Annotated in this window: 11 protein-coding genes; all 11 read left to right on the forward strand. The window is 41.2% G+C overall.

All coding sequences use genetic code 11. The features are described 5' to 3' along the window. Positions 1-255: 255 nt before the first annotated feature. A complete protein-coding gene (locus ABD07_RS05255) occupies positions 256-4,164 on the forward strand; it encodes an EAL domain-containing protein (protein WP_275689490.1) in 3,909 nt (1,302 codons plus the stop codon). Positions 4,165-4,957: 793 nt separating this feature from the next. Continuing rightward, a complete protein-coding gene (locus ABD07_RS05260) occupies positions 4,958-5,926 on the forward strand; it encodes an EpsD family peptidyl-prolyl cis-trans isomerase (RefSeq protein ID WP_160817430.1) in 969 nt (322 codons plus the stop codon). 86 nt (positions 5,927-6,012) lie between these two features. Beyond that, the gene (gene epsE / locus ABD07_RS05265; protein ID WP_240142420.1) at positions 6,013-6,816 is read left to right on the forward strand and encodes a polysaccharide export protein EpsE; all 804 of its coding nucleotides are present in this window, start codon (positions 6,013-6,015) and stop codon (positions 6,814-6,816) included. A gap of 79 nt (positions 6,817-6,895) precedes the next feature. Further along, positions 6,896-8,260: a chain length determinant protein EpsF gene (gene epsF / locus ABD07_RS05270; RefSeq protein WP_160817432.1), complete on the forward strand. Its 1,365-nt coding sequence runs from the start codon at positions 6,896-6,898 to the stop codon at positions 8,258-8,260. A gap of 31 nt (positions 8,261-8,291) precedes the next feature. After that, positions 8,292-9,197: a chain length determinant protein tyrosine kinase EpsG gene (epsG, locus tag ABD07_RS05275; protein ID WP_108697367.1), complete on the forward strand. Its 906-nt coding sequence runs from the start codon at positions 8,292-8,294 to the stop codon at positions 9,195-9,197. 11 nt (positions 9,198-9,208) lie between these two features. Continuing rightward, a complete protein-coding gene (xrtB, locus tag ABD07_RS05280; RefSeq protein WP_160817433.1) occupies positions 9,209-10,108 on the forward strand; it encodes an exosortase B in 900 nt (299 codons plus the stop codon). Between the two features lie 73 nt (positions 10,109-10,181). Beyond that, a complete protein-coding gene (gene epsI, locus ABD07_RS05285) occupies positions 10,182-10,868 on the forward strand; it encodes an exosortase-associated protein EpsI, B-type (RefSeq protein WP_160817443.1) in 687 nt (228 codons plus the stop codon). A gap of 91 nt (positions 10,869-10,959) precedes the next feature. Next, positions 10,960-12,357: a hypothetical protein gene (locus ABD07_RS05290; protein WP_160817434.1), complete on the forward strand. Its 1,398-nt coding sequence runs from the start codon at positions 10,960-10,962 to the stop codon at positions 12,355-12,357. A gap of 3 nt (positions 12,358-12,360) precedes the next feature. Next, positions 12,361-13,890, forward strand: a complete 1,530-nt coding sequence (locus ABD07_RS05295) for a polysaccharide biosynthesis protein (protein WP_160817435.1) — start codon at positions 12,361-12,363, stop codon at positions 13,888-13,890. Between the two features lie 255 nt (positions 13,891-14,145). Further along, entirely contained in the window at positions 14,146-15,150 is a 1,005-nt protein-coding gene (locus ABD07_RS05300) for a glycosyltransferase family 2 protein (RefSeq protein ID WP_160817436.1), read from the forward strand. 237 nt (positions 15,151-15,387) lie between these two features. Then, on the forward strand, positions 15,388-15,618 hold a 231-nt coding region (locus tag ABD07_RS14775; protein ID WP_205010662.1), incomplete at its 3' end, for a hypothetical protein.

Raw genomic sequence — 15,618 nt, forward strand, 5'->3', positions numbered from 1 at the left:
TTCATCTGAAGGAATAAATAAGGTTGCGTGAATTCTTGAGCTTGTATGGTACATGCAACAGTGAATTTTCTGCGTCAAAATGGCTTCTTTGTGTTTATTATGTAGTGGCGCAAGGCCGAGTTGGAATTGGTGCGTTGCAAATCTTCAAATCCATTTTTACTTTGCATTTATAAAGCTAAAAATTTTCATAAAATTATGCTATAAACACCAATCAAAATTTTCCTGTTAACTTCAAAGAATCAGAGGCTTCTTTTGATGATCAGAAAAACGAGTTCAAATCCGAAGAAGTTGACTGCAATAAAACAAAAATCGCGTATAAACCCATCTATTCCATCTCACCAACCAGTTGATTCTGAAAGAACATTATTCCCAGTGGTGGGGATTGGTGTTTCAGCTACGGAACTCAGCTCTCTGCGGCAGTTTTTTACCCGGATGCCAGCGGATAGCGGCGCGGCTTTTGTCGTTATTCAACAATCAGATGCGACGCAAGGAAATCTATCTCCTTTGCAACTGCAAGATGTTACCAGCATGCAGATAGTGCACGTGGAAAATCTGATGGAAGTGCAGCCCGATTGTATCTATATTGTCGTGCAATCAGGCAAGAATATCTTTATTTCCAACGGTTTTTTGTGTGTATTGGACGCCGAGCCGGGACATGCATCGAATTCCTTAATCGATTTTTTCTTCCACAGCTTGGCGGAAGAATATAGGGAGTCGGCGGTTGGTGTTATTTTTTCCGGTTTGGGTGCAAACGGTACTCAGGGTTTGCGCGCCATAAGGAAAAAAGGAGGACTGGGGCTTGCACAGGATTCGATGTTCAGTGAACCGGGTGGTATGCGGGATCGCGCGATTGAAGCAAGCACGGTGGATACGCTCGTAGCACTCGATGTTTTACCGGATATTGTTACCAGTTATTTGAAATCCAAATCGCAAGGATTTCATCTTGCCGGTGCCATGAGTGAGGTTGTGCAACTTTTGTCCAAGCGGATGGGTAATGATTTCTCTCAGTATAAGAGAAGCACGCTGTATCGTCGTGTGGACCGGCGGATGCAACAGAATCAAATCAGTAAGGTTGAAGATTATGCGCGTTTCTTAAACGAGAATCCTGTTGAACTGGATTTGTTGTTTAAGGAGCTATTAATCAATGTGACGCATTTTTTTCGCGATCCGGTCATGTGGCAGTATGTTAAAGCGGAGATTATTCCTCCCATTTTGGCAGCCCATCCTGAAGGAAAGACAGTGCGAATCTGGGTGCCCGCTTGCTCAACTGGAGAAGAGGCTTATGGATTCGCCATTCTTTTCCGGGAAGCTTTGGAGCAAAGGGGCGTGCAAGACCGGTACTTGGTGAAAATATTTGCCACCGATCTGGATCAGGATGCCATCACGAAGGCCCGGCAGGGTTTTTATCCCATAGCGATCAGCCAATATATTTCATTGGAACGCTTAAACCGGTTTTTCGTCAAGCACGAAAATGGTTACCGGGTTTGTAATGAAATACGCCAGATGGTGATATTCGCGCCACAAAATCTTATTGCCGATGTGCCATTTTCCAAGCTGGATATTTTGTCGTGCCGGAATTTACTGATTTATCTGGATCGCGAATTACAGAAAAGATTACTCCCGCTGTTTTATTATGCGCTGAATCCTGACGGTATTTTGCTATTGGGAACTGCGGAATCGATCGATTATTTTCCAGAGATGTTTACTCCCCTGGAGCGCAGTTTGGCAGTGTACAAACGTCTTAATAATGGATTACAGCAAAAAAGGCCCAATCTGATTCAGGATTTCTCTCTTCAAGCGATGACCAAGAAAAATCCAATGATCAGTCTGGAAGAAATCCTACGGCTTTCAAACATCGAGCAAGCAGTCGATTTATCGGAAAAAAACGATGATATTGTATTGGCGATGATGACCGAACTGCAACTGATGCGTGAGGAAATGCAAGCCACTCATGAGGAAATGCAAACTTCGCAAGAAGAACTGAGATCTAGCAACGAAGAACTGCAATCGACCAATGAAGAATTGCTGTCGACGAATAAGGAATTACAGACAGCCAATGCAGCGTTAGTTGCATCCAAGTCTAAATTAAAATTACTTTACAAGGAATTGCAATCCACCAATGCGGAACTGACAGCTTACCTTGAAGCCATTGGACAGCTTGCGCTGGTTTCCGTGAGTGACCGGTCCGGCCGGATCATTGAAGCCAATGACCGTTTTTGTGAGATTAGCGGGTATGGCCGCTCCGAACTTATCGGTCAGGATCATCGCATTCTCAATTCAGGCGTGCATTCGAGCGACTTTTTTATAGACATGTGGGAAACCATCACCAATGGCAAGATTTGGCATAAAGAGATTTGTAACCGGAGAAAAAGCGGCAGCTTGTACTGGGTGGATTCCACTATCGTTCCGTTCAAAGACAGTAACGGCCAGATAATTCGCTATATATCCGTCCGTGTGGATATTACCGCGCGCAAACAGAAAGAATTGATTTTGCATGAACGGCTCAAGGAAAGAACATGTTTATATGCGATCCGGCGGGAGATGGAACAAGACCTTTCTGTCGGAGAGCTTTGTGAGCGGATATTCGATCATCTGATTCCGGCGATGCAGTTTCCCGACCATGCGGCCTGCATGATCAGTATTTATGAGCAACGCTATACTTCAAATCACTATAACGAAGACCTGACTCATGGGATTTTCGCAAGAATCAAAGTGGATGGGCATTTTTGCGGTCAATTGCAGGTTTTCTACCGGGAAGAAAAGTCATTCATGCTGCCGGACGAACAAAACCTGATTAATTATATCGCGGACGATTTCAGGCTATGGTTGGAGCGCAGGCAATTGGAGCAGCACATCAGTTTTATGGCCAATCATGACGTGCTGACAGGATTGCCGAATCGATTGTTGTTGCAGGACCGCTTGTCGCAGGCACTGGCGCATAATCAGCGTCATCATGATTTTTCAGCGGTGCTGTTTATAGACCTGGATCACTTCAAAGTTGTGAATGATACCCTGGGTCATGGCTTTGGCGATTTGTTGTTAAAAGAAGTAGCCGTAAGGCTTTTATCCAGCATACGCAGCGAGGACACGGCGTCCCGTCAAGGCGGGGATGAGTTTATCGTGATATTGACGGAAATCACCGATCTGGAAGATGTTGAATCGATCGCGAAGAAAATATTGCACTTGCTGGCGCTACCGTATCATATCAATGAACGGATACTCCACATTGATAGCAGTATCGGAATTGCGCTGTATCCCAAGGATGGCAAGGATGTCGATGCATTGTTAAAACATAGCGATCTGGCGATGTATCATGCCAAAGCTACGGGGCGCAGCAACTATCAGTTTTATTCGGCCGAGATGGATCGTTTGATTCAAGAGAAGCACGAGCTGGGTAACGATTTGCATAGAGCCATAAGAAATAACGAGTTGATATTGTATTATCAACCGATTATTGATATGAATACCAATGATCTGGTCAGTCTGGAAGTGCTGTTGCGCTGGCAGCATCCTGAAAAGGGATTGATTCCGCCTGTTCAGTTCATAAAGCTGGCCGAGGAAACGGGCCTGATTTTACCGATTGGGGATTGGGTTATCAGATCGGTGTGTGAGCAGCTAAAAGCGTGGCAAGATCAAGGGTTAAGTGTGCCGAGAATTGCTATCAATCTTTCCGTCAAACAATTTCAGAAAAAACTGTTTGTGCAAGATGTAGCGAATATTCTAACGCAAGCAAAAGTTTCGGCGAGTTGCTTGACTTTGGAAATTACAGAAAGCATGCTGGCTGAAAATATCGTTGAAGTGAATGAAACGCTGCAGCAATTAAGTGCAATGGGATTCAAGATATCGATCGATGATTTTGGAACCGGTTATTCTAATTTGAGTTATTTGAAGCACTATACGATTGATGCACTTAAAATTGATCGCTCTTTTGTGCGTGATATCGCTATCGATGAGAATGATGCGGCAATAGTTACGGCGATTATTGCAATGGCTGGTAGCTTGAATATTCAGGTAATAGCAGAAGGCGTTGAATCGAAGGAACAAATTGATTTTCTCAAACAGCGCGGATGCAGCCAATATCAAGGATTCTATTTTAGTAAACCACTTTCTGCGTTAGAAACTATTCGGAAATTAAAGCAATTTAACAACTCTTGCTTTAATTAATACCCGTAAATCTGTAATTTGTGTTTGTTAAGAGTGGAGAATCCTGGTAAAAATGAATACAGATTTATCTTACATCATGAGATAAATCGTTGGTATGGGATATTGGGATTGGTTGGGCAAATTGCTTAGTAGTGAAAACTGAACGGCGCTTCAGAGCGGAGTGGTGCCATGGTTGTCCAGGCGAATTAGGATGCGACTGGTATTGCAGTTGGCGCACCGGGTAAGGTACCAATTCAAAGCGTTATTATTGTGACTTTGGGTAGGCTGAAGCTATTCCACGCTTTCGTTTGTCACATGATGACAATATAAGTGCGCGAAAATTGTATTGCTTGAATCTTCTTGGAACTTTGCCAAATAGTGGCTCACAAGGCTTAATCGTGTTTTTGTTAACTTTAGTAGCAGAAATAGAGAGATATTAAAGATTCAAGGTATATCATATGACTAATAATCTTATGATAGTGATGATTTTGAAGGAACAAGTCAGTACAGTTCTTTGTCATATATTTTTTAGATAAATTAATCGGTTATGCGGAATGTTCCGTACTCAAAAGCGAGTTTCGAGTATTAAATCGGAATATATTTTGTATATTGTTGATTATCAATGTATATTGATGTTCTTTATAAAGAAATACTTTAAGTATTAAAGTTTATAATTTAATTGTCGTATCCAGCTTCAGAGATGATCAATGGAACGTATTGTTCTCATTCTGTGGTTAGGTATTGTGTAAAAGAGATGTGCGTTGGATTTTTTTGAGTTTGTTTCATTATATTTGTAATCATTAAGGGAAATATTATGGTATTGGCAAATACTCGGACGGCACTAATAGGATTCACGATTGGTTTCGCTTTAGTTCTGGCGGCTTGTGACAGCAATGAGCCAAAAGAAAAAAAAACCGGGCAGGCACTGGTTAGTGTCAATGGCAAAGAAGTTACCATGCTTCAGCTCAATGAAGAAATCAAGCGTGCCAATGTCCGTCCTGAACAGTATGAAGCCGCGAGTAAGCAGCTTTTGGAATCACTGATTGTTCGTCAATTAATTCTCGACGAAGCGGTTAGCAACAAGCTGGATCGTACTCCTGATGTAATGCAAGCACGCGATCGTGCAAATGCGCAAGTGATAGCACAAGCTTACATGCAGGGTATTGTGAGTAAAATTGCTAAACCATCTCAAGCTGAGATCGATGAATATTTCCAGAAACATCCTGAGTTTTTCTCGCAGCGTAAGCAATTTGATTTGATAACAGTTCGTGTTGCAACGAAGGATCTCAGTAGTGAATTAAAGAAAACTATCGATGCAGCAAAGTCTGTAGATCAGGTTGTGACTTGGCTTGACAAAAATAAAGTTCCTTATCAAAGAAGCTTGGCATCACGTAGTAGCACCGATCTGCCTCCTCAGATGGCTAAAATGCTACAGGAAAAAAGTAAGGACACTATTTTTATCGTTAACGAGCAAGAGAATAGTTTGCTGATTTCGGTTAATGCAATAAAGGATAGTCCTATTGCACTGGCGGTTGCTGCGCCTCAAATTGAGCGATTTCTGTTGAACCAGAAGTATAAGGAAGCAACTGATGCGGAAGTCGCACGTTTACGCACAGCTGCAAAAATAGAATATTTGAATGCAAAAGCACCAGAATCCAGTGCTGCTGAGAAGCAGGCAGCTCCACAAGCTGCTCCAAGTGCTGATAATGCAACAAATAATTTAAATCTGACGGAGCCAGCATCAGACAGTTCGATCGAACGTGGTATTATGGGGTTAAAGTAAGCTCATGTTTATACTGAGTAGTTTATCTTTCCTGATGTAATGTTCAGTACAGTATGAATTAAGGATTTAGGCAAATGATAAGTGTTATGAAAACAGCGAAGATTTTAGCGATAGTCATTACTTTGTTATGGATTGGTTGTGTTGGGAATGTAGTGGCTGCGGAGACAGGAGAAAGCGCATTAGGACCTGGTGATGCGCTAAGAGTGTTTGTTTACGGCCATCCGGATATGACTACCGAAACGAAAGTAAGTGAGACTGGGAAAATAACATTTCCCCTTCTGGGTGAAATCGTAGTAGATGGACTAACTCCATCAGCTGCGGAAAGAAAGATAGCAAATCTTCTGGAAAGTCGAGATATTCTGCGTAAACCGCAAGTTACGATTGTTACTGCTTCGTTACAGAGTCAGATGGTATCTGTGCTTGGCAATGTTCGTAATCAGGGGCGCTATCCTATCGAAGGGAAGCGCAGTCTAACCGAGATTCTTGCGATGGCAGGAGGTGTCGTTCCTGAAGGAGGAGAGCTTGTTGTTCTGATTCGTGCCGACGGAAATAAATTTATTAAGGAAGTGATAGATATCCAGGAAATGGTTCGTACTGGTGATCTATCGCGGGATTTAAATATACAGAGTAATGATTTTATTTATATTGAACGGGCCCCGAGATTTTATATCTATGGTGAAGTACAGCGTGCCGGGGCATATAGGCTTGAACGAAATATGACGGTAATACAGGCTCTGTCAGTAGGTGGTGGATTGACACAGCGTGGGACTGAGCGAGGATTAAAGATTCAACGTCGTGACGCAGAAGGTAATTTACAGATATTTACTCCGAAATCCAGTGATTTAGTGCAACCTGACGATGTAATCTATATCAAGGAAAGCCTGTTCTGATTTTAACTATTGAATTTCTTATACCAGATTTATTTAAAACAATTATCGTAACTTATTAAGTTCAGACTGGGGCTTGCACATGGATTTTTCTCGTTTTTTTCTAATCATATTGGCTCGGCGAAAACTGATTTTATTCACATTGATTGTTACGGTCTTAACAACTTCGGTCGTTAGTCTACTTTTACCAAAAAGCTATAAATCTACAGCTACGCTCGTTCTTACTTACAAAGGGGCTGATCCTGTAACTGGAATGGTTTCGTCAGCGCAACTGAATCCTAGTTATTTAGCGACGCAATTAGATGTTATTAAGAGCACTAGGCTTGCATTGATGGTAGTGGATCAACTTAGACTTGATCAGAACGATGTGGTCAGGAGGCAATTTGAAGAAAGTGGGAGTAATTTAGGTTTACGTGAATGGTTGGCAGCTTTGCTGCTGAAAAATTTGGATATTGAAACCTCTCGTGATAGCAGTGTGATTGGTATTAGTTATAAAGGCGCAGATCCTACATTTACTTCAATTATTGCAAACGCATTCGCAAATGCTTATCAGGAAATAAGTATTCGCCTTACGGTGGAACCTTCGCAAAAAGCGGCAGTTTATTTTACGGATCAGCTTAATTTATTGCGCGAAAGACTTGAGACAGCCCAGAAAAAACTAACCGAATATCAACAGGAAGCAGGAATCATTGATGCCGATGTTCGGCTTGATATTGAAACAAAACGTTTAAATGATCTCTCTAGTCAACTAGTATTCGCCCAAGCAGAATTGATGGGAACAGCTTCAGAACAAGACATCAAGCACCGAGGAGGTGAAACTAACAATATTGCTAAAAATGCAATGATCAGTAACCTCAAGTTAAGTTTGTCGCAGGCTGAGTCGAGGTTTTCTGAAGTCTCTCAGAAGTTGGGTCATAATCACCCTAGTTACGCGGGCGCAAAAGCTGAAATGGAAAAATTGAGAGCTGAACTTAATAAACATATTAGAACTACTACGGACTCTGCTGTCAGTCAGGAAAGAGAGATACGAGCAGCATTGGAAGAACAGAAAGTTAAAGTGTTAGCTTTAAATCAAGCTAGAAACGAAATGTATCTCCATTTTAAAGAAGTGGAAGGTGCTCAACAAGCATACAATAGTGCTATGCAGCGTTTAAATCAGACTAGCCTTGAAGGACAAGCTAATTTGTCAAGTGTTTCTATACTAGATACGGCAAAAATCCCCGATAAAGCGGATAGCCCGAAACTACTGTTAAACGTCGTTTTGTCTGTGATCTTAGGAACTTTGCTTGGGCTCGGAATGGGTTTGCTTGCAGAGATGATTGATCGTCGCGTGCGTTCTCCTGAAGATCTTGTCGATGTGCTTCATGTACCTGTACTTGGTGTGATAAAAAAAGGAATACCAAAACAAAAACGCCTGCAATTGAGCTGGCCACGTTTAATACGATGAACCGGTCTAGGCTCAAAACATGGAGAATAAAATGAGTATTACAAGTTCCTCAGAGACCAAGAAGCTTAGCGATTCCGGTTCTATTAGCGCAAATTCATCTCATATCCGGAAGTTTAGTATTGGACATATCCTTCTGGATATGGGAAAAATTACACCAGTTGAAGCTGAGCGTGTGTTGCGCTTACAAAAAGAGACCGGATTGCGTTTTGGTGATGCTGCACTTAAATTGGGCTTAATTACTGAAGCTGATATACAGCTGGTTTTGGCGCAGCAATTTGATTATCCATATTTATTGCCTGGACAAGGGAATCATCCACCAGAGTTGGTTGTTGCTTATCAACCATTTGGTGCTCAAGTAGAAGTTTTTCGTGCGGTGCGTAGTCAACTAATGTTACGTTGGTTTACTTCAGGTCATAAAGCACTTGCAGTAGTGAGTTATAACCTGAGTGATGGTGTGAGTCTATTTGCAGCAAATCTTGCGGTCGTATTTTCCCAACTTGGGGAACGTACATTACTGATAGATGCTAACTTACGTTGTCCTCAACAGCATGAGATATTCAATTTAAGAAACAGGCAAGGACTATCCGATGTGCTTGCCGGTCGAGCAAATATTTCCGAAGTAATTGCAAAAATAGATTCATTTATTGATCTTTCCGTATTACCGGCAGGAACACTTCCGCCGAATCCTCTGGAGCTTCTCAATCGGAGTCTATTCGATGAATTAAACGATCAACTTGCAAATCAATTTGATGTGATTCTTTATGATACTTTGGCTGTTTCAAGTGGTGCCGATGCACTTGCTATTGCTGCTCGTACGGATGGAGTATTGGTGGTTGCGCACAAAAATAATACCCGGTTAAGTGATATCAATTTGATTAATGAACAGCTTAAGTACAGTGGGGCCGAAGTGGTTGGTTCTGTATTAATTGACTTCTAGAATAAAAAACTATGCTCTCATTTACTCATCAACATCGTGATTTAAAGTCAGCTATTTTGGACTGGTGGCCTATTTTGCTGGGATTGTTGATTTTATTTGTTCCCACTTTTTATGATCTTGCCAATGGAATGTGGTCTAAAGAAGAACAAGCGCATGGGCCGATTATATTAATGCTTTCGCTTTGGTTAATGTATCGCAAATGGATGGAGATGATCAATAAGAGTGAGGGGAAATCAACTGCTTTCTTTGGATGGATAGTTTTTTTTGTAGCTCTGGTTCTTTATATTATCGGGCGTTCACAACAAATATTAGTGTTTGAGATGGGCTCTTTCATATGGATACTAGCGGCTGTTATCCTTATAAAACGAGGTTACATCGCTTTGAAAGTTATGTGGTTCCCATTGTTTTTTTTACTCTTTATGATTCCACTGCCTGGACAAGTGGTCAGCCTACTTACTATGCCTATGAAAATGGCAGTTTCATTTGTGGCAGAACATATTTTATTCTGGGCAAATTATCCCATAGCCAGGAATGGAGTTATCTTGCAAATCGGCCAATATCAACTACTTGTAGCCGATGCATGTGCCGGGCTTCAAACATTGCTAACATTGGAAGCGCTTGGGTTGTTTTATTTAAACCTTGTGCATCACACCTCCGTATTACGTAATGTGACATTAGCTATTTTAATTGTACCCATTTCATTTACTGCTAATGTTATTCGCGTTATCGTACTTACGTTGATTACTTATCACTATGGTGATGCGGCAGGCCAAGGATTTCTTCATGGTTTTGCTGGTATGGTTTTGTTTATTAGTGCATTAATACTTATCCTTGGTGTCGATGCAGCGTTACAGTATTTTGTCAAAGCGCAGCCAGCTAGGGTTTCATACTCCACTATGAGTAATAGCTAATAACTATTTGATTAAAGTAAAAAATATATTTGATAGGAATATCTAGAGCTTGTCTGAAAATAAAGGAAGCAAAATGAGAAAATCGATAATTATCAGTATCTTTTTAGGTATATTGATGGTGTCGTCAGGCGCGTTAACAAAAGTGTTGACTCCAACCAATAAGATTGCGGACCAACAAGAAAAAATTGATCTTGAAATAATGATTCCGATGGAATTTGGGGACTGGCGTATCGATAGATCAATTATTCCGTTGCAGGTAGATGCTGATACGCAAGCTATGCTTGACAAAATATACAATCAAACTTTGTCGAGGACATACGTAAACTCTTTAGGTGAACGCATTATGCTTTCTGTAGCCTATGGCGGTGATCAGAGTGACAATCTAGCGGTACATAAGCCGGAAGTATGCTATTACGCACAAGGCTTCGAGATAATGAAAACTTTTGCTGATGATTTACTTACACAATATGGAAAATTACCGATTAAACGCTTGTTGGCTGTAAAAGGTTATCGTAATGAGCCGATTACTTATTGGGTAACTGTTGGTAATAGAGCTGTCTTACCTGGTATCGAAGAGAAATTGCAACAATTAAAGTATGGTTTGACTGGAAATGTGCCTGATGGAATGTTGGTGCGCGTATCTTCTATTGATTCTGATAAAAATAAAGCGTATCAGCAACAAGCTATTTTTATTCAAGACTTGTTAGCCTCAGTTAAAGCTAATGAACGTACCAGGTTAATAGGAACTTTCGGGGTGTAGGTGAAATCTTATTTATAAAAAATTGTATTCATCCAATTTAGATAACAAACAGAAAATATATTTTTACATTATTGCATTGGCCAGTGTGCTAATGGCAATGTTGTTTGGTTTATTCGCGGTAACAGCTAATCCCATCATAATAAGCTTAGCAGTTGCCCTTGTGATAGGCGCCATGCTTGTGCTGCGTCCGAACTGGATTGTATGGTGTATTTTATTGTTTGGCCTGCTGATTGTGGGTGTTCTTCCGCTCCATTTCGATTTTATTGCCTCAAAGGCCGCATGGGGTGTTTCTTTATTAGGCTTTTTTCTGATGTTTATAACTTTCTTTGGGATAGGCGCTTCTCCAAAGATGTTGAGAAATACTCCTGGGTTTATCTGGGCTGCTTTTGCTTTTTTGATTTATGCAATTCTTAACTCGCTTCTTCAGTGGAATTCAGCAAGTGAATTTATAGGTGGTTTTAAGCGCTACTTTCAGTTATGGGGGCTCTTGTTTGCGCTGTGCTGGCTTGCTTTTGATGAACGGGATATTCATCGGTGGCTGGTTTTTTTTGTGATTACTGCTTTGCTGCAATTACCCTTTGCGGCTTATGAACGTATAGTCTTTGTTCCTCAACTAGAGGGTACATGGGGAAATGCGGCCGTTGATGTTGTCGCAGGAACTTTTGGAGCGCAAATGGATGGCGGAGGCGCAAGTGGAGAAATGGCCCTTTTTCTGGTTATTGTATTGGCTTTTCTATTGGCGCGCCGTATGGAAAAGTCGTTACCAACAGCTCGTCTTTTCATACTAATATCACTAGTATTGGCTCCCTTGCTTCTAGGGGAAACAAAGTCTGTAGTCATAATGTTACCGTTAATGTTCTTAGTGCTTTATCGTCGTGATATGTTTATTCGGTTGCATTATTGGTTAATGGGTTTTATTGCCGTGATATTGCTTACTGCTGCTGCAGGCTATTACTATCTGAGTCAAGCGGACAAATCAGTTGAGAATCAGTTTGCAGACACATTAGATTACAATATTTACGAGCGTGGTTATGGAGCATTTCGTCTCAATCGTACTACAGTGTTGACTTTTTGGGCTAAACAACAAGGCGTACAACATGATCCTATTTCTTTGATGTTTGGGAATGGACTCGGTAGTGCACATTCGGCTACAAGAGGTCATGTTGCGAAGCGCTATCCATCATATGGCATCGGCCTAACATCAGCTTCAACTCTTCTTTGGGAAATGGGATTGTTTGGTTTTGGTTTATTTACTGCGATTTTTGCTTTCGCTTGGCGCTGTGCTTATTGGCTCCAGCGCGAATCTACTGTGCCAGAAGTACGAGCCGATGCTGTTGCTATTCAGGCTGCTTTAGCATTATTTTTATTTCATCTCTTTTATCGTTCTTCCTTACTTGAATTGCCAAGCATTCAAGTCGTGTTTTCAGCGCTGCTGGGTTATCTGGCATGGCTGCATCGTAAGCATATTCTTGTAACAGCTAATAAATAAGCCATGAGCGTTTCTCCCTATTCTGGTGCCGTGCTTAAGCGTAGCGCGATGCATTTTCTCTCTGGCAAAGTTGCATCGGGTTTGCTTTCATTGCTTATTCTACTAACGATGGTGCGTGAGCTAGCAGTGGAAGAATATGGAGTCTATGTATTTTTGGTAGCTGGAATGGAGATTGCGTTGGCTATTACCGCTCTTAGTTTGCCTTGGGTGGCGGCGCGCTATTTACCGGAGTTTCGCTTGCATGCCAATGGTAAAGTTCTAGCGGATTTCGTGTGGCAAATTCTTGCTCGCATTTCCTTATTTCTATTTATAGGAGTGCTTTTGCTATTAATGGTGTTGCCATGGTTATTGCCTGTGGAGTTTATTCGATATTTGGATGTGGCAAGACTTTATTTGCTGGTGTTACTTACGGAAGGATTGGGAAGGCATATCCGGGAAAGTGCATTAGAGCCATTGCTGCAGCAAGGACAAGCCCAAATTAGTTTGGTGACACGTAATATGATTTTGCTGTCATCGCTCAGTGCTGTTGTGGCTATTCAAAGCGAGGTTCATCTATATCATGTAGTGTTGGCTGAAATAGCAGCATCAGTTTTAGGAGCGATGCTAGCTTTACGTGGGTTAATTCGATATTTGAGTGCGCATCGAGAACTCCCTGGACAAGATGATTGGCAACCACCTAACTGGTCTGAGATGTGGAGCATTGCACGCCACATGTATGTAAGTCATTTTATTACGCTCACCTATAGTTCTCAGGTGTTTATTTTCTTAATTCAACGATATCTTGGTGTGGAAGCGACAGCATTATTCGGCTTTCTTCGTAACTTATTTGAGCATATCTCGCGTTATTTACCAGCTACATTATTGTTTAGTTTGATCCGGCCCAAACTGGTTGCTTCATATGTGGCTGCAGGTGATATGGTGGAATTAACACGTAATGCTAACATCACGGGAAAGTCAAGTCTTTTTGTTCTGATGCCAATACTGGTATTTGCCTGGTTAGCCGGAGATGACTTGGTAAGCTTGCTAAGTGGTGAAAAATTTGATCATACAGGCTACTATCTGGCAGGTTTATTGCTTGCATTGATTCCTCTCAGTCAGCGACAGATACTGGTTGCCGTTACAATTGTTAGTGATAGGAGTTATCTCTGTACCTGGGGGAGTTCATTGAGCATGCTTGTACTGCCTCTGGCTTATTGGCTTCTCGAAGCGGGATATGGATTGTGGAGTCCTATTGTCGCAATAATTGCTAACCAAATCATATTCAATACAACTCTCATTGTCGCTCTTATGCGTGTTACCACATATAGGCCTGATAGTATAGGATACTTCAAGTTACTAGTTGCTGCGTTTTTAGGGTTAATCTTGACGCAGCAATTATCAATACCAGTGCATAGTAACTGGTTCGGTTTGTTTATTATGGCAACCCTGGCTGGTAGTTGCTTTTTGCTGGTAGCTTATTTTATCAAACCTTTCCATGAGGAAGAGCGGGCGAGGTTAAATCGACTGCTTAACCGTAAGATATTTGTATGGTAGTGAATAAGGAGCAGGTACTATCTTATTTATTGACTTGTGAAATTCTACTTACTTTTGACCGGAGATGATTAGATAAGTTATAGCAAAAACTCGAGTCAATTTTTTGACTGAGAAATTTTGAGGATAGTAAAAGTAAATTTCTCAACTATAAACATAAAAATGCCACTAGTAGAGATCTTTTGAGGCACTAGTATGAATATATACTTAAACAGAATCGCACTACTAAAGCTCTCAATTTATTTGTAAGGAGAAGATATGAAACTTTCGATTCTGATCAAAGCACTTAATGAAGAAGCCTTAATAGCGAACTGTCTTGAAGCCGCTCTTGCAGAAACAATAAAAATTGGTGGTGAAGTAATTCTGGTTGATTCGTTATCTACTGACAGAACAGTAGAAATTGCAAGGCATTATCCTGTACGAATTATTCAGTTTTCTCATAAAACAGATTGCGGATGTGCATCTGCCGTTCAGCTTGGTTATCAGTATGCTCAAGGTGAGTACCTATATGTACTTGATGGAGATATGGTATTGCAGCCTGGCTTTCTGTCAATAGCATTGGATTACCTAGAATCTAAACCTGATGTGGCCGGTGTGGCAGGGAAGTTGTTAGATACGAGCATTAATAATTGGGCTGATAAACGGCGTGCTTCTGAAGCTGAAGCGCTACAACAGATAAAAGAAGTACTAGAACTTGGCGGTGGGGGTCTTTATCGGCGTATAGCGATTGAGTCTGTTGGTTATCTTGCGCATCGTTGGCTTCCGGCCTGTGAAGAGGCAGAGCTTGGTGATCGTTTGCGAGCCAAGGGGTGGCGTCTTGTTCGACTTCCTGAAATAGCCATACATCACACTGGTTATACTGAAAGTACTTCCCAGATGCTTTTTCGGTTGTGGCGAAATCGCCGATTGCATGCTTATGGTATGTATCTCAGATCAGCTTTAGGACATCCATGGTGTTGGTTAAGCGTGCGTCGAGCATGGTTTGTTTTTGCTGCGCCTATGCTGCATATTTTCGCAGGAATACTAGCGGTATTAATAATGAACTTAAAAACAGTCACATTTTTACCGGCATTGATCGTGGCCGAGTTTCTTGTTTGGTTGAGTGGAGTTGCGGTGCTGGCAGTAAAAAAGAGAAATATTGCTGATGCAATACTTTCCGTTTATGGATGGAACTTTTATGCCTTTGCAGCAGTACTGGGTGCTATGAGATCAATTCCTGATCCAATGATGCCAATCAACGCACGAGAACTTACAAAGCTTTGATAGGTAGAGTAATATGAATTTCCAAATGATTCGAGAATGAAGATAACTATATAGAGACTTGTGACAGAAGTCTGTTGGAACTTTACATAGTATAAGTTTGTATTTTATTACAAACGATATTTTGAAGCATCTAATGTAAAGTTATCTAATCAACTTGAGTAGGGATAGCATCATTGGGTTATCGTTAATGAGTGTGTATACATTTTGCGTTAATTATTTTACAGATAATTTCTTACTATGACTTCAGATCAACACGAATTCGATCCACTAAAATTCTACTCCTCATACCCGAGTAAAGTTATCGCTCGACCAGGATATCCTGCTCGAGCTCAATACAAAAGCACGCTATTGTGGAACTTATATGGTAAGCAGATACTGGATGCAATTGGTGAGATCAAGACCTATGCAGACATAGGCGGATGTTTCGGTTTCGGGGCAAACGCGTTAGGTGTAAGAATTTCTAGCGTT

This window comes from Nitrosomonas oligotropha, from assembly GCF_009833085.1.
GTDB classification, from domain to species: Bacteria; Pseudomonadota; Gammaproteobacteria; order Burkholderiales; family Nitrosomonadaceae; genus Nitrosomonas; species Nitrosomonas oligotropha.